The sequence below is a fragment of the Curtobacterium sp. MCJR17_020 genome (genome assembly GCF_003234365.2).
In the GTDB taxonomy this organism is placed as follows: Bacteria; Actinomycetota; Actinomycetes; order Actinomycetales; family Microbacteriaceae; genus Curtobacterium.
The window spans coordinates 2,166,284-2,190,683 of sequence record NZ_CP126260.1 but is presented as its reverse complement, the minus strand read 5'-3'; the positions used below and the strand labels follow the sequence as shown (position 1 = coordinate 2,190,683).

Here is a 24,400-nt window from a genome sequence, read left to right as displayed (position 1 = left end):
ACGTGCTCGAGACCCTCGTCGCGGGCGCGCTCGAGGACGCAGCCGCCCGTCGTGTCGACCGCCCGTACTCGGACGTCGAACGCGACCTCGACCGGGTGGCATCGCCGCTCGACGCCCTCGCGTTCCTCGCCCCGGGCGACCGGGTGAAGATCCTCGCCGAGGTCAAGCGCGCCAGCCCGTCCCGTGGCTCGATGGCCCCCATCGAGGATCCGGCTGCTCTCGCGGCCGACTACGAGCGCGGCGGCGCGTCGACGATCAGCGTCCTGACCGAGGGACGCAAGTTCCTCGGCAGCCTCGCCGACCTCGAAGCCGTCAAGGCCCGCGTGGGCATCCCCGTGCTGCGCAAGGACTTCATCGCCGACCCGTACCAGGTCGTCGAGGCCCGGGCCGCCGGAGCCGACGTCGTGCTGCTCATCGTGGCCGCGCTCGAGCAGCAGCAGCTCGTCGAGCTCCACACGCTGGCTGAAGAACTCGGCATGCGCGTGCTGGTCGAGGCGCACTCCGCCGACGAGGTCTCCCGTGGCCTCGACGCCGGTGCGCGGATCCTCGGCGTCAACGCGCGCGACCTCACCGACTTCTCGCTCGACCGCGACCTCTTCGGGTCGCTCGCCGACCGCATCCCCGACGGGGTCGTGCGCGTCGCCGAGTCCGCCGTCGCCGGTCCCGCCGACGTCGCGCACTACCGCGCAGCGGGTGCCGACGTCGTCCTGGTCGGGGAAGCGCTCGTCACGGGTTCAGACCCCGCCACCACCCTCGCGTCGTTCATCGAGGCCGCCGACCGCGGCTGAACGTTCCACCCGTCCGACCACCGGCACCGCCGGTCGCGTCGGACACGTCCCGGGAAGACCCATCGTGACCTCACTCCGCGACCTGCACGGCCCGTACTTCGGTGACTTCGGCGGACGCTTCGTCCCCGAGTCGCTCGTCCTCGCGCTCGACGAGCTCGAGGCAGCCTTCCGCACGGCATGGGCGGACCCGGCCTTCCGTGCCGAGCTCGACGAGCTCCAGCGCGACTACACCGGTCGTCCGTCGATCATCACCGAGGTGCCGCGGTTCGCGAAGCACGCCGGTGGTGCCCGCGTCATCCTGAAGCGCGAGGACCTGAACCACACCGGGTCGCACAAGATCAACAACGTGCTCGGTCAGGCGCTCGTGGCCCGTCGGCTCGGCAAGACCCGCCTCATCGCGGAGACCGGTGCCGGCCAGCACGGCGTGGCCACGGCGACCGCCGCGGCGCTGTTCGGCATGGACTGCGTCGTGTACATGGGTGCCGTCGACACCGAGCGGCAGGCGCTCAACGTCGCCCGGATGCGCCTGCTCGGCGCCGAGGTGATCCCGGTTGAGACCGGATCGCGCACGCTGAAGGACGCCATCAACGAGGCACTCCGCGACTGGGTGGCGAACGTCGACTCGACCCACTACCTGCTCGGCACGGTCGCCGGCCCGCACCCGTTCCCCGAGATGGTGCGCGAGTTCCACAAGGTGATCGGCGAAGAAGCCCGCCAGCAGGTCCTCGACCGCGTCGGGCGTCTCCCGGACGCCGTTGCCGCGTGCGTCGGCGGCGGCTCGAACGCGATGGGGATCTTCGAGGCGTTCCTCGACGACGAGTCCGTCGCGCTGCACGGCTTCGAGGCCGGTGGCGACGGCGTCGAGACCGGTCGGCACGCCGCGAGCATCACGCTCGGTCGCGAAGGCGTCCTGCAGGGCGCGAAGTCCTACCTCATGCAGGACGAGGACGGCCAGACCATCGAGAGCCACAGCATCTCCGCCGGGCTCGACTACCCGAGCGTCGGGCCGGAGCACGCCTACCTGGCGTCGATCGGTCGCGCGCAGTACGCGCCGATCACCGACACCGAGGCGATGGAGGCGTTCCGCCTGCTCAGCCAGACCGAGGGCATCATCCCGGCGATCGAGTCGTCGCACGCGCTGGCCGGTGCGATGAAGGTCGGCAAGGAGCTCGGCCCCGAGGGCGTCGTGCTCGTGAACCTGTCCGGCCGTGGCGACAAGGACGTGGCGTCCGCCAGCCGCTACTTCGGCATCCTCGACGAGAACGCGGTGCAGCTGTGACCACGAACCAGACCGTCGCCACGACGATCGACACCGCCAACGCCGAGCGTGCCGGGGCCGTCGTCGGCTACCTGCCCGCCGGGTACCCCGACGTGCAGACCAGCGTCGAAGCTGCCGTCGCCCTCGCCGAGAACGGCGTGGACGTCATCGAGCTCGGCCTGCCGTACTCCGACCCCGTCATGGACGGACCGGTGATCCAGCGTGCGGCCGAGGAGAGCCTGGCGAACGGCTTCCGCGTCGCGCAGGTCTTCGACGCCGTGCACCAGATCACCGAGCGCGCCGACGTGCCGGTGCTCGTGATGACGTACTGGAACCCTGTGCTCCGCTACGGTGTGGACCGCTTCGCCGACGACCTCGTCGCCGCCGGTGCCGCCGGGCTCATCACGCCCGACCTGATCCCGGACGAAGCCGCCGAGTGGATGGCCTCGTCGGAGCGGACCGGCCTGGACCGCGTGTTCCTCGCGGCACCGTCCTCGTCCGACGCCCGGATGCAGCAGGCGGTGCAGGCGAGCCGCGGGTTCGTCTACGCCGTCTCGACGATGGGTGTCACCGGAGCACGGGCCGGCGTCGACGTCGCCGCGCGCACCGTGGTGTCCCGGCTCCGAGACGCCGGCGTCGCGCGCACCTGCGTGGGCCTCGGCATCTCGACGGCCGAGCAGGTCGCCGAGGTCCTGGAGTACGCCGACGGCGCGATCGTCGGCTCGGCGTTCGTCCGCGCGCTGGCCGACCTCGGGGTGCAGGGGGTCGCCGACCGCGCGGCCGACCTCACCACCGGCGCCCGCCGCTCCTAGTCCAGTTCCTGGCGGGCCCACGGTCCGCGCTACAGTGAGCGGGGCCGACGACACGTCGACACCGCGCCCCGTCAGTTCCGAAAGGCGACCGTTCCTCCATGCCCCTCCTGAGCATCCCGAGCCCGAGCACCGCCTGGCAGTACTTCGACCTGACCGCCTGGCTGCGCGACGCGTTCGGTTGGTCGCTGCCGCTCGACTTCCGCATCCACGCGTACGCGATCTGCATCCTGCTCGGGATCGTCGCCGCGGTCCTGCTCGCGAACCGCCGCCTCAACGCGCGCGGCGTCGAGCGCTGGATCATCATCGACATCGCGATCTGGGCGGTGCCCGCCGGCATCATCGGCGGCCGGCTCTTCCACGTGTTCACGCACGTGTCCGACTACTTCGGCCCCGGCATCGACCCGCTGTCCTTCCTGTACATCTGGGAGGGCGGGCTCGCCATCTTCGGCGCCCTGATCCTCGGGTCCGTCGGTGCCTGGATCGGCTGCCGCCAGGTCGGCCTGCGGTTCACGTCGTTCATCGACGCGGTGGTGCCCGGCGTGCTGCTCGCGCAGGCGTTCGGCCGGCTCGGCAACTACTTCAACCACGAGCTCTTCGGCATGCCGACCAGCCTGCCGTGGGGCCTGCAGATCGAGTCGACGAACGCCGCGTTCCCGAAGGGCCTGCCCGAGGGCACGCTGTTCCACCCGACGTTCCTCTACGAGATCATCTGGAACGTCCTGGGCGTCGTCGTCATCCTGCTGCTCGACCGCAAGTTCACGCTCCAGTGGGGCAAGGTCCTCGCCCTGTACCTGATCTGGTACGGCGTCGGCCGGTCCTTCCTCGAGTCGATCCGCGTCGACACCAGTGAGACGTTCGCAGGCATCCGCACGAACGTCTGGATGTCGTTCGCGGCCATCCTGCTCGGGATCGTCATCTTCATCGTGCAGACCCGTCGGCACACCGGCAAGGAGCCGAGCCCGTACCTGCCCGGTCGCGAGCCACGTCCGAAGTCCGATGTAGACTCCGACGACACCTTCTCGGAGCACGAGGACGACGACGAACGCCTCGTCGCCCAGGGCTCCGGAGCGGTCACGACTCCCACTGACCGCGCCTAGGAGCACTCCTCCCCGCCACAAGCGGGGCACGGGCACCAGTCCCGCCCGTCTGGGCGGAACGCACCACCGGGCCACCGCTGTCCCTGTTCCACTTCCTCGTGAGGACGGTTCCCCCATGGCGCTCCAGCCACTCCAGCCCTCGGCACCGAAGTCCCTCGTGCCGCCGCACCGTCGGTTCTCGGCGATCCCCGACGCCACCGGCATGTACGACCCGGCGAACGAGAAGGACGCCTGCGGTCTCGCGATGGTCGCGACGCTGCGCGGGACGCCCGGCCACGACATCGTCGACGCTGCACTCGGCGCCCTCCGCAACCTCGAGCACCGCGGTGCCGTCGGTTCGGACGCCGGCACCGGCGACGGCGCGGGCATCCTGTGCCAGGTGCCGGACGAGTTCCTGCGCGCCGTGGTGCCGTTCGACCTGCCGGCGGCGGGGGAGTACGCGGTGGGTACGGCGTACCTGCCCACCGACGAGGGCGACCGGCACGCCGTCAAGGGCGCCGTCGAACGACTGGCGCGCGAGGAGGGCCTGAAGGTCCTCGGCTGGCGCGAGGTCCCGGTGCGCCCCGAGGTGCTCGGCACCCTGGCGCGTGCGGCCATGCCCGCGTTCGAGCAGCTGTTCGTCGCCTCGGTGCGCCACGACGTGCACGGCGCGTCCTGGAGCGGCATCGCCCTCGACCGCCAGACCTACCGGCTGCGCAAGCGCGCCGAGCACGCGAACGACCTGTACTTCATGTCGCTGTCGAGCCGCACCATGGTCTACAAGGGCATGGTCACGACGCTGCAGCTCGAGCCGTTCTACCCGGACCTCAGCGACGAGCGCTTCGCCTCGAAGCTCGCGATCGTGCACTCGCGCTACTCGACCAACACGTTCCCGTCGTGGCCGCTCGCCCAGCCCTTCCGCACGATCGCGCACAACGGCGAGATCAACACGGTGCGCGGCAACAGCAACTGGATGCGCGCACGGCAGTCGCAGCTCGAGAGCGAACTGCTCGGCGACGTGGCGCCGCTGCTGCCGATCGTCAGCCCCGGTGCGAGCGACTCGGCGTCGTTCGACGAGGTCCTCGAGCTCCTGACCCTGACGGGCCGGACGCTGCCGCACGCGGTGTCGATGATGGTGCCGGAGGCCTGGGAGAACCAGGTCGGGATGGATCCGGAGCTCCGGGCGTTCTACGAGTACCACTCGATGCTCATGGAGCCGTGGGACGGTCCGGCCGCCATCACCTTCACCGACGGTTCGCTCGTCGGCGCGACCCTCGACCGCAACGGGCTGCGTCCCGGGCGCTTCCTCGTCACCGACGACGGACTCATCGTCATGGGATCCGAGACCGGTGTCATCGACGTGCCCGCTGCGAAGGTCGTCCGCAAGGGCCGTCTGCGCCCCGGCCGGATGTTCCTGGTGGACACCGAGGCCGGCCGGATCATCGAGGACGACGAGGTCAAGCAGGGCCTGGCGTCGTCCGGCCCGTGGGCTGAGTGGCTCGACGAGGGCCGCATCAACCTGAACGACCTGCCCGACCGCGAGCACATCGTGCACACCCCGGCGTCGGTCACCCGCCGCCAGCGTGCCTTCGGCTACACCGAGGAAGAAGTCCGCATCCTGCTCCGCCCGATGGCGCAGGTGGGCGCGGAGCCCCTCGGTGCGATGGGGTCCGACACCCCGATCGCGGTGCTCTCGCAGCGCCCCCGGCTGCTGTTCGACTACTTCACGCAGCAGTTCGCCCAGGTGACGAACCCGCCGCTCGACTCGATCCGCGAGCAGGTCATCACCTCGATGGGCATGGGCCTCGGTCCGGAGCGCAACCTGCTGTCGGCCGGTCCCGAGCACGCGAAGCAAATCACGCTCGACTTCCCGGTGATCGACAACGACCAGCTCGCCAAGGTGCAGCACTTCGAGACGGAGTCGGGTCGGCACCTGACCGTCACGATCAAGGGCCTGTACCGCGTCGATGCCGGCAAGAAGGCGATGCAGAAGCGCATCGCCGCCGTGTGCGACGAGGTCGACGCCGCCATCGAGTCGGGCAAGCAGTTCATCGTGCTGTCGGACCGTGACGGCAACGCCGAGCAGGCGCCCGTGCCGAGCCTGTTGCTGCTCGCCGCCGTGCACCACCACCTGATCCGCACCGAGCAGCGCATGAAGGTCGGCCTGATCGTCGAGGCCGGCGACGTGCGAGAGGTCCACCACGTGGCGTCCCTCATCGGGTACGGCGCGTCGGCGATCAACCCGTACCTCGCGATGGAGACCTGCGAGAACCTGGTCCGTGCCGGCATGATCACCGGGATCACCCCGGAACAGGCCGTCAAGAACGTGATCAAGGCGCTCGGCAAGGGCGTCCTGAAGATCATGTCGAAGATGGGCATCTCGACGGTGTCGAGCTACGCCGGCGCCCAGGCGTTCGAAGCCGTGGGGCTCAGCCAGGAGTTGGTCGACAAGTACTTCACCGGTACGTCGTCGATCCTCGGTGGGGTCGACATCGACGTCATCGCGAAGGAGAACGCCGAGCGGCACGCCCAGGCGTACCCGCAGGACGGCGCGGTCCTGTCCCACGAGCGGCTGCAGACCGGCGGCGAGTACCAGTGGCGTCGCGAAGGCCCGCCGCACCTGTTCAACCCGGACACCGTCTTCCGGCTGCAGCACGCCACCCGTGCCCGCCGCTACGACATCTTCCGTGAGTACTCGAGCGCCGTGGACGACCAGTCCGAGGAGCTCATGACGCTGCGCGGGCTGTTCCGCTTCAAGCACGGGGTCCGGAAGCCCGTCGCGCTCGACGAGGTCGAGTCGATCGAGTCGATCGTCAAGCGCTTCAACACCGGCGCGATGTCGTACGGCTCCATCTCGAAGGAAGCCCACGAGACGCTCGCGATCGCGATGAACCGCCTCGGTGGTCGCTCGAACACGGGTGAGGGCGGTGAGGACGTCGACCGGCTGCTCGACCCCGAGCGTCGCAGCGCGATCAAGCAGGTCGCCTCCGGGCGGTTCGGCGTGACGAGCATGTACCTCACCCACGCCACCGACATCCAGCTGAAGATGGCGCAGGGTGCGAAGCCCGGCGAGGGCGGCCAGCTGCCCCCGCAGAAGGTGTACCCGTGGGTCGCACGCACCCGGCACGCCACCGCCGGAGTCGGCCTCATCTCGCCGCCGCCGCACCACGACATCTACTCGATCGAGGACCTCAAGCAGCTGATCTTCGACGTGAAGCGCGCCAACCCGGCCGCCCGCGTCCACGTGAAGCTCGTGAGCCAGTCCGGCATCGGCGCGGTCGCGGCCGGCGTGACGAAGGCCCTGGCCGACGTCGTGCTCGTTTCCGGGCACGACGGTGGCACGGGTGCGTCCCCGCTCAACTCGCTCAAGCACGCCGGCACCCCCTGGGAGATCGGCCTCGCCGAGACGCAGCAGACGCTCATGCTGAACGGCATGCGCGACCGCGTCGTGGTGCAGGTCGACGGTCAGATGAAGACCGGACGCGACGTCGTCGTGGCAGCTCTGCTCGGCGCCGAGGAGTACGGCTTCGCCACCGCTCCGCTCGTCGTCGAGGGCTGCATCCTGATGCGCGTGTGCCACCTCGACACGTGTCCGGTGGGGGTCGCGACGCAGAACCCCGAGCTCCGCAAGCGCTTCTCCGGCAAGCCCGAGTTCGTCGTGAACTTCTTCGAGTTCATCGCGCAGGAAGTGCGCGAGCTCCTCGCCGAGCTCGGCTTCCGCACCCTCGACGAGGCGATCGGCCGGTCCGACGCCCTCGACGTCGACCGTGCCCTCGAACACTGGAAGGTATCAGGGCTCGACCTCGCACCGGTCCTCGCGGGTCCGCACTTCGAGGACGCCGAGCCGCGTCGCCACCAGCGGGAGCAGGACCACGAGCTCGAGCAGCACTTCGACGTGGGGCTGATCCAGCAGACCGCCGACGTGCTCGACCACGGCGGCTCGATCGCGCTCGACCTGCCCATCCGGAACACCGAACGCGCGGTCGGCACGATGCTCGGCCACGAGGTCACGAAGCGGCACGGCGAGCACGGGCTGCCGAGCGGCTCGATCGACGTCACGCTGCGCGGTTCCGCCGGGCAGTCGCTCGGCGCGTTCATGCCCGCCGGCATCACCCTGCGCCTCATCGGCGACAGCAACGACTACGTCGGCAAGGGCCTGTCCGGTGGCGAGATCATCGTCCGGCCGGACGCCGGCTCGGGCTTCGACCCGGCGCAGAACGTCATCGCTGGCAACGTGATCGGCTACGGCGCGACCCAGGGCAGCATGTTCATCCGCGGCATCGTGGGTGAGCGCTTCCTGGTGCGCAACTCGGGGGCGACCGCGGTGGTCGAGGGTGTGGGCGACCACGCGCTCGAGTACATGACGGGCGGCCTCGCGCTCATCCTGGGCGAGACCGGTCGGAACCTCGGGGCCGGCATGTCCGGCGGCACCGCGTACATCCGTGGTCTGCGCGAGGAGCACGTCAACACCGACGCCCTCGCGACCGGTGAACTCCGGCTCGAGGCGCTCGACAGCGCCGACGTCGAGATCGTCACCGACCTGCTCACCCGGCACGCCGAGGAGACCGGTTCGACGCTCGCGTCCGACCTGCTCGAGTCCGGCGACCTGAGCGACTTCGTCAAGGTACTGCCGCGCGACTACGCGGCGGTGCTCGAGACCCGTCAGCGCGCCGTCGACGAGGGGCTCGACCCCGACGGCGACGTCGTGTGGAACCGAATCATGGAGGTGACCGGTGGCTGAGCGTCACGCACGTGTGGAACCGGCAGCGCCCAACACGACCACGGAGGTGACCGGTGGCTGAGCGTCACGCACGTGTGGAACCGGCAGCGCCCAACACGACCACGGAGGTGACCGGTGGCTGACCCCAAGGGATTCCTCAAGGTCCAGGAACGCGAACTGCCGGCACGGCGCCCCGTGCCCGTCCGGCTCATGGACTGGAAAGAGGTCTACGAGCAGCAGGAGTCGGGCGCCCTCAAGCGCCAGGCCGGCCGCTGCATGGACTGCGGCGTGCCGTTCTGTCACCAGGGCTGCCCCCTCGGCAACCTGATCCCGGAGTGGAACGACCTGACGTGGCGCGGCGAGGGCCGTCAGGCGATCGAGCGACTGCACGCGACGAACAACTTCCCGGAGTTCACGGGCCGGCTGTGCCCGGCCCCGTGCGAGTCCTCGTGCGTGCTCGGCATCAACCAGCCGCCGGTGACGATCAAGCAGGTCGAGGTCTCGATCATCGACGACGCGTTCCAGAACGGCTGGGTCACCCCGCACCCGCCGGAGCGCCTGACGGGCAAGACCGTCGCCGTCGTCGGTTCCGGCCCCGCCGGTCTGGCCGCCGCGCAGCAGCTCACGCGCGCCGGGCACACCGTCGCCGTCTACGAGCGCGACGACCGCATCGGTGGGCTGCTCCGCTACGGGATCCCGGACTTCAAGATGGAGAAGCGCCAGATCGACGCGCGCCTGTCCCAGATGCAGGCCGAGGGCACCCGCTTCCGCGCGGGCGTCGAGATCGGCCGTGACATCACCTGGGACGACCTGAAGTCGCGCTACGACGCGGTCGTCGTCGCCACCGGAGCCACGGTGCCGCGCGACCTGCCGATCCCGGGGCGCGACCTCGAGGGCGTGCACTTCGCGATGGACTACCTGGTCCAGCAGAACAAGGCGAACGCCGGCACCCGGGTCGACAACCAGCTGACCGCCGAGGGCAAGCACGTCGTCGTGATCGGCGGCGGTGACACCGGTGCGGACTGCATCGGGACCGCGCACCGGCAGGGCGCCCTGAGCGTGACGAACCTGGCGATCGGCAAGCAGCCGCCGCTGGAGCGTCCGTCCGAGCAGCCGTGGCCGATGTTCCCGACCGTCTTCGAGGTCACGAGCGCCCACGAAGAGGGCGGCGAGCGGCACTTCCTCGCCTCGACCGTCGAGTTCCTGGCGAACGAGGCCGGCGAGGTCCGTGCGCTCCGCGTCGCCGAGACCGAGTACCTCGATGGCCGTCGCGTGCCGAAGGCCGGCTCCGAGCGTGAGATCCCCGCAGACCTCGTCCTCGTCGCGATGGGCTTCACCGGTCCCGAAGCCGACACGATCGAGCCCCAGCTCGGTCTGCCGACGACGGTGTCCGGTGCGCTCGACCGCCGCGCCGACTACACGACGAACGAGGCGGGCGTGTTCGTCGCCGGTGACGCCGGCCGCGGGCAGTCCCTGATCGTCTGGGCGATCGCCGAGGGCCGTGCCGCGGCGGCGAAGGTCGACGAGTACCTCGAGGGCTCGACGATCCTGCCGGCGCCGGTGAAGGCGACCGACCGCGCGATCTCGGTCTGAGATGACCGATCGCCGCATGACCGACCACCACCAGATGCTCACCCCCCGGTGAGCGAGGGGCCACCAGCACTCGATAAGGTGCTGGTGGCCTCGCTTCGTTCCGCGCGGCCCCACAGCGCGGAAACCAGAGCATCACCCACCACCACGAAGGAATCCATTGAGACGCGCAAAGATCGTTTCGACGCTCGGACCGGCAACGTCGGACTACGAGACCGTCAAGGAGATCATCGAAGCGGGCGTCGACGTCGCCCGACTCAACCTCAGCCACGGTGACTACAGCGTCCACGAGGCCAACTACGTGAACGTCCGTCGCGCTGCCGAGGAGCTCGGCAAGCCGGTCGCGATCCTCGTCGACCTGCAGGGTCCGAAGATCCGTCTGGCCAAGTTCGCCGACGGCCCGCACGACCTGGCGGTCGGCGACGTCTTCACGATCACGACCGAGGACGTCCCCGGGTCCAAGGAGATCTGCGGCACGACGTTCAAGGGCCTGCCCCAGGACGTGAAGCCCGGCGACCCGCTGCTCATCGACGACGGTCGGGTCCGCCTGCGCGTGCTCGACACCGACGGCGTCCGCGTGCGCACCGAGGTCGTCGTCGGCGGCACGGTGTCGAACAACAAGGGCATCAACCTGCCCGGCGTCGCCGTCAACGTCCCCGCGCTGAGCGAGAAGGACGAGGCGGACCTCCGCTGGGCGATCCGCCAGGGCGCCGACCTCATCGCGCTGTCGTTCGTGCGCAACGCCGCCGACGTCGACCGCGCCCACGAGATCATGGACGAGGAGGGCAAGCGCCTGCCCGTCATCGCCAAGGTCGAGAAGCCGCAGGCCGTCGACGCGCTCGAGGAGATCATCGACGCGTTCGACAGCATCATGGTCGCCCGCGGTGACCTGGGCGTCGAGCTGCCGCTCGAGGCCGTCCCGATCGTGCAGAAGCGCGCCGTCGAGCTGTCCCGCCGCATGGCGAAGCCGGTCATCGTCGCGACGCAGATGCTCGAGTCGATGATCTCGTCGCCGATCCCGACCCGCGCGGAGACCTCCGACGTCGCGAACGCCGTCCTCGACGGTGCGGACGCGGTCATGCTCTCGGGCGAGACCAGCGTCGGCGAGTACCCGGTGCAGACCGTCCGCACGATGGCCCGCATCGTCGAGTCGACCGAGGACCACGGCCTCGAGCGCATCGCGCCGCTCGGCACGAAGCCGCGCACCCTCGGCGGTGCGATCACGCTCGCCGCGGTCGAGATCGCGGAGTTCACCGAGGCGTCGTACCTCTGCGTGTTCACCGAGTCCGGCGACTCGGCGCGCCGCATGTCGCGTCTGCGCCACGGCCTGCCGATCATCGCCTTCACCCCGAACGAGGCCACGCGTCGCCGCATGGCGCTCACCTGGGGCGTCCGGTCCTTCCTGGTCGAGCGCAAGACCCACACCGACGAGCTCTTCTCGCAGGTGGACGACGTCCTGCTCGAGAACGGCCTGGCCGCCCCCGGCGACCGCGTCATCGTGACGGCCGGCTCGCCTCCCGGGATCGAGGGCTCGACGAACGACCTGCGCGTGCACCGGGTGGGCGATGCCCACGCCGAGGCCGCTCCGGCGTACGTGCGGGACTGATCCGCAGGATCCCGACGCCGACAGGGCGCGGACAGGAGGCACGGCGCACGACCACGCGTCGCCTCCGGTCCGCGCCCCGCCGCGTCTCCACGGCCCTGGTGATGACCACCGGTCGGCCGCAGGCGGCAGGATGGCTGCTGTGAGCCTCCAGACCGAACACCCGGCGCCGCGCGCCGACGTCCGCCGCTGGCGCCGCTACCTGGCCGACGAACGCGCCGAGGGCGCTGTGTACCGCAACCTGGCCGCGCGGCGGTCCGGCGAGGAACGCGAGATCCTGGCCGCGCTGGCCGAGGCCGAGGGACGGCACGAGCAGCACTGGCTCGACCTGCTCGGTGACGACGTCGGACGTCCGCAGCGGGGCAGTCTGCGCACCCGGGTCCTCGCGACGCTGGCGAAGCGGTTCGGGTCGGTGTTCGTCCTCGCGTTGATGCAGCGCGCCGAGGACCGCTCGCCGTACGCCGACGACGACGACGCGACCGCGAGCATGGCGGCCGACGAGCGCATCCACGGCGAGGTGGTGCGCGGGCTCGCGAACCGCGGTCGGATGCGGTTGTCGGGCACGTTCCGCGCGGCGGTCTTCGGCGCCAACGACGGACTCGTGTCGAACCTGGCCCTCATCATCGGCATCAGCGCGTCGGGCGCCGACCGGCACTTCGTCCTGCTGAGCGGCATCGCGGGTCTGCTCGCCGGCGCCCTGTCGATGGGTGCGGGGGAGTACGTGTCGGTCCGGTCGCAGCGCGAACTGCTCGAGGCCTCCGCACCGCACCCCGAGGCCGGCCGCGCCGTCGCGGACCTCGACGTCGACGCGAACGAGCTGGCCTTGGTGTACCGCGCCCGCGGGATGTCCGAGGCCGAGGCGACCGAGCACGCGGCGCAGGTGCTGTCCGGCATCGGTGAGCGACACCCGTCGACCGGTCCGGTCACCGTCACCGACGACCACGAGGCGGTGGGCAACGGCCTGAGCGCCGCGGTGTCGAGCTTCCTGTTCTTCGCGTCGGGCGCCATCATCCCGGTGCTGCCGTTCCTGTTCGGCATGCAGGGGTGGGCGGCGATCGCGGTCGCCGGCACGCTCGTCGGACTCGCCCTGCTCGGGACCGGTGCGGTCGTCGGCGTGCTGAGCGGTGCGTCGCCGGGCAAGCGGGCGTTCCGGCAGCTGGCGATCGGGTTCGGCGCCGCGGTCGTGACCTACGCGCTCGGGCTGCTGTTCGGCACCGGGGCCGCCTGACGCCTAGCGGCGGACGGCGGCTCGCGGCGGGAGCAGCAGCAGGGCCGCGGCGCCGACGACGATGAGGGCGATCCCGGCGAAGACCATGAACACGGTGAGTGCGAGGCCGGGTGCGACGAGCACGACGACGCCGCCGAGGATCGACAACACGCCACTCACCAGGGTCGGGACCCGGGACGACCCGGGGTGGCCGACGAGGCCGCCCACGATCGACACGATCCCCTCGACCACGAAGCCGACCCCGGCGAGCACGGCGTAGACGACCAGGGGGATCGCCGGGTCGAGCAGCGCGACGAGTCCGGCGACCGCGACGAGCGCACCGACGACCCCGGAGGTCCACCGCCACACCGTCGGCGTCCCGTGCCCGCGCGCCGCAGCCACGACCCGCAGGGCGCCGGCGACGACGAGGTACACACCGAACAGCAGCGCCACGAGGACGAGCGACGGCCGCGGCCACACGATGGCGACGATCCCCAGGGCGATCGCGACGACCGCCGTGACGACGACGAACACCCGGAACGTGCGGACGGCACGAGAATCCACGGACACTCCTCCTGATCGGACCCGCTGGAGTCCCGAACGCTACCCGGCCGACGGCGAGCCCGTGCGGTCCTCGGACCCGAGCGGGCGCGAGCCCGTGCAACCGGATGCAACCCTCGCGCTCGTACGGTGCGAGCAGCACGCGAACCGTGCGTGCCCCGACAGCGTCGTCGAAAGGCCACCACCATGACCATCGCACCATCGCCCACCAGCTACGCCGCACCCGGCGAACCGGGCTCCCTCGTGCAGTACCGATCGCGGTACGACCACTTCATCGGCGGCGAGTACGTCCCGTCGGCGAGCGGGCAGTACTTCGAGAACCCCACCCCCGTCACCGGCAAGGTCTTCACCGAGGTCGCGCGCGGTGACTCCACCGACGTCGACCGTGCGGTGGCGGCGGGCTGGAAGGCGTTCCCGACCTGGGGGCGGACGAGCGCCGCCGAGCGCGCGGTCATCCTCAACAAGATCGCCGACCGCATGGAGGAGCACCTCGAGATGCTCGCCGTCGCCGAGACGTGGGAGAACGGCAAGCCGATCCGCGAGACCCTCGGCGCCGACATCCCGCTCGCGATCGACCACTTCCGCTACTTCGCCGGAGCGATCCGCGCGCAGGAGGGCTCGGCCGGCGAGATCGACCACGACACCGTGGCGTACCACTTCCACGAACCGCTCGGCGTCGTCGGACAGATCATCCCGTGGAACTTCCCGATCCTGATGGCCGTGTGGAAGCTCGCGCCGGCCCTGGCCGCGGGCAACTGCGTCGTGCTGAAGCCCGCCGAGCAGACCCCGGCGTCCATCCACGTGCTCGTCGAGCTCATCCGCGACCTCCTGCCCGCCGGCGTGCTCAACGTCGTCAACGGCTTCGGCATCGAGGTCGGCGCACCGCTCGCCCAGCATCCGGACATCCGGAAGATCGCGTTCACCGGCGAGACCACCACCGGTCGGCTGATCATGCAGTACGCCTCGCAGAGCCTCATCCCGGTGACGCTCGAGCTCGGCGGCAAGAGCCCGAACGTGTTCTTCCCCGACGTCGCCGCCGAGAAGGACTCGTTCTACGACAAGGCGCTCGAGGGCTTCACCTTCTTCAACCTCAACCAGGGCGAGGTCTGCACGTGTCCGTCCCGGGCGCTCGTGGCGAAGGAGATCTACGACGGGTTCGTCGCCGACGGCCTCGACCGGGTGCGCGCCGTCAAGCAGGGCCACCCGCTCGACCTGTCCACGATGATCGGCGCCCAGGCGTCCAACGACCAGCTCGAGAAGATCCTGAGCTACATCGACATCGGCAGGCAGGAGGGCGCGAAGCTCCTCACCGGCGGGGAGCGCGCGGACCTCGGCGGGGAGCTCTCCGGCGGGTACTACGTCACGCCGACGGTGTTCGAGGGCGTCAACTCGATGCGGATCTTCCAGGAGGAGATCTTCGGTCCTGTCCTCGCGCTGACGTCCTTCAGCGGCTACGACGACGCGATCGCCACGGCCAACGACACCCTCTACGGACTCGGCGCCGGGGTGTGGAGCCGCGAGGCCACCACGCTGTACCGCGCCGGCCGTGACATCCAGGCCGGACGGGTGTGGTCGAACACGTACCACCAGTACCCGGCCGGTGCGGCGTTCGGTGGGTACAAGCAGTCCGGCATCGGGCGCGAGAACCACAAGATGATGCTCGACCACTACCAGCAGACGAAGAACCTGCTCGTGTCCTACGCCGACGGTCCGATGGGCTTCTTCTGATGCCCGACACCGCTCGCGTGGCGGTCACGCCGGCGGCGGGGGAGCTCCTGCGCACCCTCGCCGCCCGGCACGGCCCGCTGATGTTCCACCAGTCGGGCGGCTGCTGCGACGGCTCGAGCCCGATGTGCTACCCCGTCGGCATGTTCCGGACGGGCTCCGGCGACGTGCTGCTCGGGGCACTCGAGGTCGACGGCATCGACCCCGTCGAGGTGTACATGTCGGTGTCGCAGTTCGAGTACTGGAAGTACACGCACCTGACCATCGACGTCGTCGACGGGCGCGGCGGCGGGTTCTCGGTCGAGAGCCCCGAGGGCAAGCGGTTCCTGACCCGGTCGCGGATGTTCGACGACGCCGAGCTGGCGGATCTCGGCCTGGTCCCGGTCGCGCACCGGACGTAGGCTGGCCGTACTCGTCGCGACGGTGCGGCGGGTGGGGTCGATCGGAGGACGCATGCGCGCACCCGACCCGCTCCGCCCGCTCGTCGCCGCGTCCTGGCGACGGTCTGCGGCGGTCGACCCGGACGGTGTCCCCGCCCTCGCGCTCGGTGACGACGAACTCGACGCCGCCCGCCGGGACGGCCCCCTCGCCACCCTGCTGCCCGTCGTCCGGCACCTGCTGCTCGACGACACCCGGTCCGCCGGCTGCGTCGTCGCCGTGGGTGACGCCTCCGGTCGGTTGGTGTGGGTCGACGGCGCGCGGACGGCCCGGCGTGCGGCCGAGGACATGGGCTTCGTCCCCGGGGCCGACTGGGCCGAGGACCGTGTGGGCACGAGCGCGCCCGGGACCGCCCTGCGGCTCGACCGGCCGGTGCAGATCCGCTCTGACGAGCACTACGCCAACGCCGTCAAGCCGTGGTCGTGCACCGCCGTGCCCGTGCACGATGCCCACGGGGCCACCGTCGGCGTGCTCGACCTGACGGGTGACGACCGGGCCGTCGAACGGCACACCCTCTCACTGCTCGCGGCCACGGTCGCCGCCGCCGAGGCCCAGCTCGCGCTGGCCGCGAGCCGGGTGCCGGGGTCCGCCGCGTCGACGCCGCGCGCACCGGACGCAGAGCTGTCGGTCCTCGGCACCGACACCGCCGTCCTGCGCGTCCACGACCGCCGGGTCCACCTGTCCGCGCGGCACTCCGAGCTCCTGGTCGTCCTCGCCGCCCACCCCGACGGGTTGGCGGCCGCCGACCTCGCGCAGGCCGTGTACGGCGACGCCGGCGCCGTCGTGACGCTGCGCGCCGAGGTGGTGCGGCTCCGACGGGTCCTCGCGGAGCACGCGTCGGGCGTGACCGTGACGTCGCGACCGTACCGGGTGACCGGGATGGCGACCGACGTCGACACCGTGCTGTCCGCGCTCGACCGCGGGGCGCGCCTCCAGGCCGTCGACCGGTACACCGGACCGGTCCTGCCGGGGTCGGCTGCGCCGGGGGTGGACGCCGTGCGCGACCTGGTGCGCGGTCGGTTCCGCGAGTCGGTCGTCGCGGACGGCAGCGTCGAGGCGCTGCTCGCGTGGGCGCGGACGCCGGACGGGGCGGCGGACGCGCGCGTGCTCCGCGCGCTGCTCGCGGTCCTGCCGCGGCGGTCGCCGCGACGGGCTGGTCTCGTGGCGGCGATCGAGGCGCTCGAGGGTCCCTGAGCCGGTCGGGACGACCCGGCCTGGAGGCACGCCCCGCGCGGTCGGGACCGCTGACGGCGCGCGCCTCCCGGCCTGGTGATCAGGAGCCGGAGGTCGGCGCCGCCGTGGTGGTCGCGTCGGGCACCGGCGGGGTGGGCGTCGTGGCCTTCGCGCCGTCCTTCGGCGGGGTGGGCGTCGTGGCCTTCGCGCCGTCCTTCGGCGGGGTGGGTGCCTTCCCCTCGGCGCCCTTCGGCGGCGCGGGCACGGTCGCGGGACCGCCGGCCTTCGGCAGTGCGGTGCAGCCGGGCGCCGTCGCGGGGCCGCCCTCGGGCGGTGCGGGCACCGTCGCGGTGTCGCCGTCCGACGGAACCGGGGCCGGTGTGGCCGCGCCGGTCGGGGCGCTCGGCGCCGGGGTGGTCGTCGCGGCGTTCGCCGTGGCGATGCCGAACCCGCCGAGCACCAGCGCCGCGGCTGCGGCCGTGCCGATCCCGACCCGTCGCAGGAGTGCGCCGCGTCGCGGGGTGGCGGTGGTGGTCGAGTCGTCTCGTTCGTCGAGCATGGTGGTTCCGTTCCGTGACCGGGCGGATCCGGGTGATCCGCCGCTGGAGACGACGCTCGAGTCCGAATCTGAAGCATGCCTGAAGCACAGGGGTTCTCCAGCGTCCTCCATGCTCGGTGGCCGCCGGAGCGCCCTACGGTGTCCGCCGTGCCTGTTCCCGCTCGAATCCTGGTCGTCGACGACGACGACTCCATCCGGACCTCCGTCGCGACGACCCTGCGTGCGGAGGGCTTCCTGGTCGCCGAGGCGTCCGACGGACGCGACCTCGTCGAGGACCTCCGCCGCGCCGCGCCCGACCTCGTCCTGCTGGACTGGATGCTGCCCGGGCCGAGCGGCATCGTGCTCGCCGGTCGGGTGCGCTCCACCTCGGACGCCGCCGTGGTGATGATGACCGCGCGGGACGAGCTCGACGAGCGGTTGCGCGGCTTCGCCGAGGGCGCCGACGACTACGTGGTGAAACCGTTCGCGATGGCCGAGCTGGTGGCGCGGGTGACGGCGGTGCTCCGGCGGCGCGGGCGGATCCCGTCGGTCGTCGAGGTCGGCGACCTCGTCCTCGACCCGGACGCCGCCACCGCTCGGCGTGCCGGGGTCCTGCTCGACCTCACCGCGACGGAGTTCCGCCTGCTGCGGTTCCTCGCCGAGAGCCGGGGGCGCACCGTGTCGAAGGGGCAGATCACGACGCAGGTGTGGGGCTACGACGACGTCGCGGCGAACGTCGTCGAGGTCCACCTCAGCGCCCTCCGACGGAAGATGGAGGCGCACGGGCCGCGGCTCGTGCACACCGTGCGCGGCATCGGGTACCGGCTGAGCGACGAGCGGACGGCAGCGTGACGGTCGACAGCGGCCCGCTCCGCACGACCTCGTTGCGGCTGCGCACCGTCGTCGCGATCGTGGTCCTGCTCGCGGTGCTGCTCGCCGGACTGGCGGTCGCCGTCGAGGTGCTGCTCGGCATCCGGCTGCGCGCCCAGGCCGAGGATCGGCTCCGCGACCGCGCATCGGCCGCCGCCGCACTCGTCGGGACCGTCGACGCCGAGGACCTCGCCGACCGGCTCTCCGCGCAGGGGCTGTCGGTGCGCATCGTCCGGCCGGACGGCGGGGCAGTCGAGGCCGGTCCGACGCCGGACCAGCTGCGGACGGGCCCGCCGGACCCCGGCGGCCTGCCGGCGACGGTGCCGCGCGGCAGCGGACTCGTCGGCGGGACCACACCCACGGCTGCGGCGACGCCGACGACCACCGCGGACGGCGCCACGGTCACGTCGTCGTCCGTGCGCGAGGACGACGGGGTGCTCACCCTCGTGAGCCGGCTCGACGACGGCACCCGCATCACGCTGACCGTCGGCACCCGCGACGTGCAGGACACCCTGGTGCAGCTCGGCTGGGTGATGGGCGGTGCCTCCGCGGCGTTCCTCGGCGTCGCCGTCCTCGGTGTGGTGCTCGTCGTCCGGCGGTCCCTGCGGCCGCTGGACGAGATGGCGACCACCGCGCGGTCGATCGCGGGCGGCGACCGCGGACGGCGACTCCGACCCTCGCGGCAGGACACCGAGATCGGTCGCGTCGCCGTCGCCATGGACGAGATGCTCGACGCCGTCGAGGGCGCGGAGCGCGAGGCCGTCGCGGCAGAGGCACGGGTCCGCTCGTTCCTCTCCGACGCCGCGCACGAGCTGCGGACGCCGGTCGCCGGGGTCCGGGCTGCGGCCGACACGCTCGTGCGCGACGGTGGCGGCGACGCCGCCACGCGCGAGGTGCTCGCCGTGCACGTCGTCCGCCAGGCAGACCGAGCCGCGCGGCTCATCGAGGACATGCTCACGATGGCCCGGCTCGACCGGGGGATCGAACTCGACCGACGACCGGTGGACCTCGGCGCCTTCCTCGTGGCGGAGGGCGACCGGCTGCGGTTGCGGCTGCCGTCCGTCGCGCTCGAGGTCGTGGTGCCCGAGCGGCCCGTGTGCGCCGACGTCGACGCCGAGCGGCTCGCCCAGGTCGTCGGCAACCTCGTCGACAACGCCGCCCGCGCTGCCGGACCCGCGGGCCGGATCGTCGTCTCCCTCGAGGGCCGGGGAGCGCGCTCCGTGCTCCGGGTGGAGGACGACGGTCCGGGGATCCCGGCCCAGGACCGCGTGCGGGTGTTCGACCGACTCGTCCGCCTCGAGGCTGCTCGCGACGCCCGTTCCGGTGGGGCCGGACTGGGCCTGCCGATCGCACGGGGCATCGCCGAGGCGCACGGCGGGTCCCTGCAGCACGCCGACGACCGTGAAGGCGGCGAGGGCGACGTGCTCGGCGGTGCGGTGTTCGAGCTGCGGCTGCCGGCGTCGGTCGAGGGGCGGGGGCCCTGCTAGCCTGGAGGCCTCGCGAGTGTGGTGGAATCGGCAGACACGGGGCACTCAAAATGCTCTGCCTCACGGCGTGCGGGTTCAAGTCCCGCCACTCGTACAAGGCAGGCTCACGGCGTGCGGGGCTGTTCCGGTACCGCGTCCCGCCACTCGTACAACGCTTTCTGGCAACCTGAGCCGTGTGCTGACATGAAGCACTTCTGACGTCTAGTAGGCTTGCGGCTGTGAGTGACACAGAAGCAACTGCAACAGCACCCCGTCGCGTCGTCGTCGCCGAGGACGAGTCGCTCATCCGCCTCGACATCGTCGAGATCCTCCGCGACAACGGGTTCGACGTGGTCGGCGAGGCCGGCGACGGCGAGACCGCCGTGCAGCTCGCCACCGACCTCCGTCCCGACCTCGTCGTGATGGACGTCAAGATGCCCCAGCTCGACGGCATCTCCGCAGCCGAGAAGCTGTCCAAGAACCACATCGCTCCGGTGGTCCTCCTCACGGCGTTCAGCCAGAAGGACCTCGTCGAGCGTGCCACCGAGGCCGGCGCGCTGGCCTACGTGGTCAAGCCGTTCACCCCGAACGACCTGCTCCCCGCGATCGAGATCGCCCTCTCGCGGCACCAGCAGATCATCACGCTCGAGGCCGAGGTCGCCGACCTGGTCGAGCGCTTCGAGACCCGCAAGCTCGTCGACCGCGCCAAGGGCCTGCTCAACGAGAAGATGGGCCTCACCGAGCCCGAGGCGTTCCGCTGGATCCAGAAGGCCTCGATGGACCGCCGCCTGACCATGCACGACGTCGCCAAGGCGATCATCGAGCAGCTCAGCGCCAAGAAGTAGCACCACCCGTCGCTCACACCAGCGCCGTCGGACCCCGGTCCGGCGGCGCTGCTGCGTCCCCGGGCGCGTGGGGCGGTGGAGGCGACCACCTGGCAGGCTGGAGAGGTGGACGACGTGGTGATCCGGGCCTCCCGGCCTGAGGACATGCCAGCGGTGGCCGACCTGCGGTGGCGGTGGAGTGTCGGCGAGGGCGGCGCCGAGCCGGCCGCGACGCCGGACGACTACCGCGCGGCGATGACGGCCTTCGCACTCGAACACCCGGACACGCACCGGTGCGTGGTCGCGGAGCGCGACGGCTGGGTGCTCGGGATGGCGTGGCTCGGACTCGTCGCCCGGCCGCCGACCCCGGACCGGCCGGGGCGACGCCTGACCGCCGACGTGCAGACCGTCTACGTGCACCCCGACCTGCGCGGGCTCGGCGTCGCCGGACGACTCGTCACCGCGCTGCTCGACATCGCGGACGACCTCGGCGTCGAGCGGACCTCGGTGCACTCGAGCGTGGACGGGGAGCGGCTCTACCGGCGGCTCGGCTTCGGCGACGCACGGCTGCTGCTGCAGCGTCCGCCCGAGGACTGACGACGAGTCAGCGTGCCTCGCGGATGAGGTTGGTGATGCGGACGGTGGAGCAGCGGCGCCCCTGGTCGTCGGTGAGCACGATCTCGTGCGTGGTGAGCGTGTTGCCGAGGTGGATCGCGGTGCAGACACCGGTGACGGTGCCGGACGTGGCGCTCCGGGTGTGCGAGGCGTTCAGCTCGATGCCGACGGCGTAGCGGCCCTCGCCGGCGTGCACGTTGGCGGCCATCGAACCGAGGCTCTCGGCGAGGACGACGTAGGCGCCCCCGTGCAGCAGGCCGACCGGTTGGCGGTTGCCCTCGACCGGGATGCTGCCGACGGCGCGGTCGGCCGACATCTCGGTGATGACCATGCCCATCTTGTCGGCGAGCTCACCCATCCCGCGGGCAGCGAGCCGCTCGTCGACGTTCCCGGTGATGGTGGCTTCGTCGGTCACGCGCTCGAACTCCCGTGTCGGATGGCGTCGGTAGGCTGTCCGGGTGTCGGACTCCGCAAAGCCTACCCTCATGGTCATCGACGGCCACTCGCTCGCCTTCCGGGCCTTCTACGCGCTGCCGGTCGACAGTTTCGTGAACCGCGACGGGCAGCACACGAACGCCATCCACGGCTTCATCTCGATGCTGCTCATGCTCCTGCAGCGCGAGAAGCCGACGCACCTGGCGGTGGCGTTCGACATCTCCCGGTTCTCGTTCCGCACCCGTGAGTACGAGGCGTACAAGGGCACCCGCTCCGAGACCCCGGCCGAGTTCAAGGGGCAGATCCCGCTGCTGCAGCAGGCGCTCGAGGCGATGGGCATCACCACCGTGACGAAGGAGGACTACGAGGCCGACGACATCCTCGCGACCCTGTCGTCCCAGGGTGCTGCGCAGGGGTACCAGGTGTACGTCGTCTCCGGCGACCGCGACGCCATCCAGCTCGTCAACGACGACGTGACGCTGCTGTACCCGTCGGTCCGTGGCGTCTCCGAGCTCACCCGGTACGACCGCGACAAGGTGTACGAGCGCTACGGCATCGAGCCGCACCAGTACCCGGACATCGCCGCGCTCGTCGGCGAGACCAGCGACAACCTGATCGGCATCGACAAGGTCGGCGAGAAGACCGCGGTCAAGTGGGTCACGCAGTACGGCTCGCTCGAGGGGGTCCTCGAGCACGCCGACGAGATCAAGGGCGTCGTCGGCAACAACCTGCGCGAGCAGCAGGACCGTGCCGTCCGCAACCGCCGGCTGAACCGCCTCGTCACCGACGTCGAACTGCCCGTCGGCCCGGCGGACGTCGCGCTCCGTCCCCTCGACGAGACCGCCGTGCGCGAGCTGTTCGCCAAGCTGCAGTTCCGCACGCTGCTCGACCGCGTCTTCAAGGTCGCCGGCTCCGGCGAACCGTCCGAGCAGCCGGCCGAGGGCGGGGTGACCGACGGCACCGCGACCCCGCCGTCGGTGAAGACCCTGATCGACGAAGAACTCGGGTACTGGCTCGAGCGCCGCAACGCGTCCGAGGCGGCGAACGGCTACGGCGTCGCGGTCGAGGTCATCGACGGCCGACTCAGCACCATCGGCATCGCCACCCACGACGACGCCGTCCAGGTGCCCGGCGGCAGCGGCGCGAAGGACTACGAGCAGCTGTCGGCGTGGTTCGCCTCCGACGCCCCGAAGCACTTCCACGATGCCAAGACCGCGATCAAGGTGCTCGCGACCGCGGGCTTCGTCGTGAACGGCATCGCCGGCGACGCCCGCATCACTGGGTGGCTCGCCCAGCCCGGCAAGCAGGGGCAGCCGCTGGCCGACCTCGTCTACCAGGAGCTCGGCGAAGAGCTCCCCACCGCCGACCCGAACCAGCTCGTGCCGGAGACCGACCCGGTCAACGTCGGCGTGCACGCGTGGTTCGTCCTGCGGGTCACGACGGCGCTCCGTGCCCGGATCGACGAGTCCTCGCTCAAGGTCCTCGACGACATCGAGCTCCCGCTGGTGTCGGTGCTCGCGAGCATGGAGACGATCGGTGTCGGCATCGACCGCCCGGTACTCACGGGGCTGTCGAAGGAACTGGGAGAGCGTGCCGCCGACCTGGCGCAGCAGGCGTTCGCCGAGATCGGGCACGAGGTGAACCTCGGGTCCCCGAAGCAGCTGCAGGAAGTGCTGTTCACCGAGCTCGCGATGCCGAAGACCCGCAAGACGAAGACCGGGTTCTCGACCGACGCGGCCAGTCTGGCCGACCTGCAGGAGCAGCATCCGCACCCGTTCCTCGGCCAGCTGCTGCAGCACCGCGACGCCACGAAGCTCCGCCAGATCGTCGACACGCTCGACGCGGCGATCGTCGACGGGCGCATCCACACCCGGTACGAGCAGACGGGCAGCAGCACCGGTCGCATCTCGTCCACCGACCCGAACCTGCAGAACATCCCGGTGAAGACCGCGGTCGGACGCCGGGTCCGGTCGGCGTTCGCCGTCGCCGAGCCGTACACGACGCTCATCACGGCCGACTACTCGCAGATCGAGATGCGCATCATGGCGCACCTGTCCGGCGACCCCGGTCTCATCCAGGCCTTCAACGAGGGCGAGGACCTGCACCGCTTCGTCGGCGCCCGCGTGTTCGGTGTCGAGCCGTCCGAGGTCTCCGCCGAGATGCGCACCAAGGTCAAGGCGATGTCGTACGGCCTGGCCTACGGGCTGAGCGCGTTCGGGCTGTCGAAGCAGCTCCGCATCGAGCAGTCCGAGGCCCGGACGCTCATGACCGAGTACTTCGCCCGGTTCGGTGCCGTGCGCGACTACCTGCGCAACGTCGTCGAGCAGGCGCGCGAGGACGGCTACACCGAGACGATCTTCGGTCGTCGCCGGCCGTTCCCGGACCTGAAGAGCCCGAACCGCGTCCTGCGCGAGAACGCCGAGCGTGCCGCGCTGAACGCGCCGATCCAGGGCTCGGCGGCCGACATCATGAAGATCGCGATGCTCGGCGTCGACGAGGACCTGCGCGACGGCGGACTCGAGTCGCACCTGCTGCTCCAGGTGCACGACGAGCTCATCCTCGAGGTCGCGCCCGGCGAGCAGGACCGCGTCGAGGAGATCCTGCGCACCCGGATGGGCAACGCCGCCGAACTCACCGTGCCGCTCGACGTCTCGGTCGGTCTCGGTGCGAACTGGGAGAGCGCGGCGCACTGACCGCGTGC

19 protein-coding genes and 1 tRNA gene are annotated in these 24,400 nt (G+C 71.3%); 17 read left to right on the top strand and 3 right to left on the bottom strand.

Translation table 11 applies throughout. From position 1 onward, the window contains the following. Nucleotides 1-2: 2 nt before the first annotated feature. The 8 genes from trpC (at nucleotide 3) to DEJ14_RS10290 (ending at nucleotide 13,075) form a co-directional block, all read left to right on the top strand. Entirely contained in the window at nucleotides 3-788 is a 786-nt protein-coding gene (trpC, locus tag DEJ14_RS10325; protein WP_111084163.1) for an indole-3-glycerol phosphate synthase TrpC, read from the top strand. Between the two features lie 64 nt (nucleotides 789-852). Beyond that, nucleotides 853-2,067, top strand: a complete 1,215-nt coding sequence (gene trpB / locus DEJ14_RS10320) for a tryptophan synthase subunit beta (RefSeq protein ID WP_111083932.1) — start codon at nucleotides 853-855, stop codon at nucleotides 2,065-2,067. Next, entirely contained in the window at nucleotides 2,064-2,858 is a 795-nt protein-coding gene (gene trpA / locus DEJ14_RS10315) for a tryptophan synthase subunit alpha (RefSeq protein WP_111083933.1), read from the top strand. The genes trpB and trpA overlap by 4 nt, the downstream gene beginning before the upstream one ends. 98 nt (nucleotides 2,859-2,956) lie before the next feature. Then, nucleotides 2,957-3,955 (top strand): prolipoprotein diacylglyceryl transferase, encoded by a 999-nt coding sequence (gene lgt, locus DEJ14_RS10310; protein WP_111083934.1) that lies wholly within the window; start codon nucleotides 2,957-2,959, stop codon nucleotides 3,953-3,955. Nucleotides 3,956-4,157: 202 nt separating this feature from the next. Next, nucleotides 4,158-8,675 carry a glutamate synthase large subunit gene (gene gltB / locus DEJ14_RS10305; RefSeq protein ID WP_111084164.1) on the top strand — a complete coding sequence of 1,506 codons (4,518 nt, stop codon included), beginning with the start codon at nucleotides 4,158-4,160 and terminating at the stop codon, nucleotides 8,673-8,675. Nucleotides 8,676-8,789: 114 nt separating this feature from the next. Then, nucleotides 8,790-10,247 carry a glutamate synthase subunit beta gene (locus DEJ14_RS10300; protein WP_111083935.1) on the top strand — a complete coding sequence of 486 codons (1,458 nt, stop codon included), beginning with the start codon at nucleotides 8,790-8,792 and terminating at the stop codon, nucleotides 10,245-10,247. 157 nt (nucleotides 10,248-10,404) lie between these two features. Continuing rightward, the gene (pyk, locus tag DEJ14_RS10295; protein ID WP_111083936.1) at nucleotides 10,405-11,850 is read left to right on the top strand and encodes a pyruvate kinase; all 1,446 of its coding nucleotides are present in this window, start codon (nucleotides 10,405-10,407) and stop codon (nucleotides 11,848-11,850) included. A gap of 130 nt (nucleotides 11,851-11,980) precedes the next feature. Beyond that, on the top strand, nucleotides 11,981-13,075 hold the full coding sequence (locus tag DEJ14_RS10290) for a VIT1/CCC1 transporter family protein (protein ID WP_111083937.1): 1,095 nt from the start codon (nucleotides 11,981-11,983) through the stop codon (nucleotides 13,073-13,075). 3 nt (nucleotides 13,076-13,078) lie between these two features. On the opposite strand, the gene DEJ14_RS10285 is transcribed toward DEJ14_RS10290, so the two are convergent. Further along, nucleotides 13,079-13,618 (bottom strand): HdeD family acid-resistance protein, encoded by a 540-nt coding sequence (locus DEJ14_RS10285; RefSeq protein WP_181437393.1) that lies wholly within the window; start codon nucleotides 13,616-13,618, stop codon nucleotides 13,079-13,081. 183 nt (nucleotides 13,619-13,801) lie between these two features. Here DEJ14_RS10285 and exaC point away from each other — a divergent pair, with 183 nt between their 5' ends. From exaC to DEJ14_RS10270, 3 genes are read left to right on the top strand one after another with little or no spacing between them, the layout of a single operon-like run. Further along, nucleotides 13,802-15,343, top strand: coding sequence for an acetaldehyde dehydrogenase ExaC (gene exaC, locus DEJ14_RS10280; protein WP_111083939.1), 1,542 nt, complete (start codon nucleotides 13,802-13,804; stop codon nucleotides 15,341-15,343). Further along, the gene (locus DEJ14_RS10275; protein ID WP_111083940.1) at nucleotides 15,343-15,741 is read left to right on the top strand and encodes a DUF779 domain-containing protein; all 399 of its coding nucleotides are present in this window, start codon (nucleotides 15,343-15,345) and stop codon (nucleotides 15,739-15,741) included. The genes exaC and DEJ14_RS10275 overlap by 1 nt, the downstream gene beginning before the upstream one ends. Nucleotides 15,742-15,793: 52 nt before the next feature. Beyond that, entirely contained in the window at nucleotides 15,794-16,972 is a 1,179-nt protein-coding gene (locus DEJ14_RS10270) for a GAF domain-containing protein (RefSeq protein ID WP_111083941.1), read from the top strand. 79 nt (nucleotides 16,973-17,051) lie between these two features. Here the strand turns inward: DEJ14_RS10270 and DEJ14_RS10265 are convergent, their stop codons facing one another. Continuing rightward, nucleotides 17,052-17,510: a hypothetical protein gene (locus DEJ14_RS10265; protein WP_111083942.1), complete on the bottom strand. Its 459-nt coding sequence runs from the start codon at nucleotides 17,508-17,510 to the stop codon at nucleotides 17,052-17,054. A 147-nt stretch (nucleotides 17,511-17,657) separates the two neighbouring features. On the opposite strand from DEJ14_RS10265, the gene DEJ14_RS10260 reads away from it, so the two are divergent. From DEJ14_RS10260 to DEJ14_RS10240, 5 genes are all read left to right on the top strand, one after another. Beyond that, nucleotides 17,658-18,341, top strand: a complete 684-nt coding sequence (locus DEJ14_RS10260) for a response regulator (RefSeq protein ID WP_243650050.1) — start codon at nucleotides 17,658-17,660, stop codon at nucleotides 18,339-18,341. After that, nucleotides 18,338-19,846: a sensor histidine kinase gene (locus DEJ14_RS10255; protein WP_111083944.1), complete on the top strand. Its 1,509-nt coding sequence runs from the start codon at nucleotides 18,338-18,340 to the stop codon at nucleotides 19,844-19,846. The genes DEJ14_RS10260 and DEJ14_RS10255 overlap by 4 nt, the downstream gene beginning before the upstream one ends. A gap of 12 nt (nucleotides 19,847-19,858) precedes the next feature. After that, nucleotides 19,859-19,940: transfer RNA gene (locus DEJ14_RS10250), tRNA-Leu, on the top strand. A 124-nt stretch (nucleotides 19,941-20,064) separates the two neighbouring features. Then, nucleotides 20,065-20,670 carry an ANTAR domain-containing response regulator gene (locus tag DEJ14_RS10245; RefSeq protein ID WP_022905562.1) on the top strand — a complete coding sequence of 202 codons (606 nt, stop codon included), beginning with the start codon at nucleotides 20,065-20,067 and terminating at the stop codon, nucleotides 20,668-20,670. Between the two features lie 105 nt (nucleotides 20,671-20,775). Next, nucleotides 20,776-21,246 carry a GNAT family N-acetyltransferase gene (locus DEJ14_RS10240; RefSeq protein ID WP_111083945.1) on the top strand — a complete coding sequence of 157 codons (471 nt, stop codon included), beginning with the start codon at nucleotides 20,776-20,778 and terminating at the stop codon, nucleotides 21,244-21,246. A 7-nt stretch (nucleotides 21,247-21,253) separates the two neighbouring features. On the opposite strand, the gene DEJ14_RS10235 is transcribed toward DEJ14_RS10240, so the two are convergent. Next, nucleotides 21,254-21,622 carry a PaaI family thioesterase gene (locus tag DEJ14_RS10235; protein ID WP_111084165.1) on the bottom strand — a complete coding sequence of 123 codons (369 nt, stop codon included), beginning with the start codon at nucleotides 21,620-21,622 and terminating at the stop codon, nucleotides 21,254-21,256. Nucleotides 21,623-21,749: 127 nt separating this feature from the next. On the opposite strand from DEJ14_RS10235, the gene polA reads away from it, so the two are divergent. After that, nucleotides 21,750-24,392, top strand: a complete 2,643-nt coding sequence (polA, locus tag DEJ14_RS10230; RefSeq protein WP_258373162.1) for a DNA polymerase I — start codon at nucleotides 21,750-21,752, stop codon at nucleotides 24,390-24,392. The last annotated feature ends 8 nt before the right edge of the window (nucleotides 24,393-24,400 follow it).

Bases quoted from the DNA above. Each gene is read 5' to 3' on its own strand.
- lgt (WP_111083934.1), top strand. From the start codon at position 2,957: ATGCCCCTCCTGAGCATCCCGAGCCCGAGCACCGCCTGGCAGTACTTC.
- gltB (WP_111084164.1), top strand. From the start codon at position 4,158: ATGTACGACCCGGCGAACGAGAAGGACGCCTGCGGTCTCGCGATGGTC.
- DEJ14_RS10290 (WP_111083937.1), top strand. From the start codon at position 11,981: ATGGCTGCTGTGAGCCTCCAGACCGAACACCCGGCGCCGCGCGCCGAC.
- exaC (WP_111083939.1), top strand. From the start codon at position 13,802: ATGACCATCGCACCATCGCCCACCAGCTACGCCGCACCCGGCGAACCG.
- DEJ14_RS10275 (WP_111083940.1), top strand. From the start codon at position 15,343: ATGCCCGACACCGCTCGCGTGGCGGTCACGCCGGCGGCGGGGGAGCTC.
- DEJ14_RS10270 (WP_111083941.1), top strand. From the start codon at position 15,794: ATGCGCGCACCCGACCCGCTCCGCCCGCTCGTCGCCGCGTCCTGGCGA.
- DEJ14_RS10265 (WP_111083942.1), bottom strand. From the start codon at position 17,510: ATGCTCGACGAACGAGACGACTCGACCACCACCGCCACCCCGCGACGC.
- DEJ14_RS10235 (WP_111084165.1), bottom strand. From the start codon at position 21,622: ATGGGTGAGCTCGCCGACAAGATGGGCATGGTCATCACCGAGATGTCG.
- polA (WP_258373162.1), top strand. From the start codon at position 21,750: ATGGTCATCGACGGCCACTCGCTCGCCTTCCGGGCCTTCTACGCGCTG.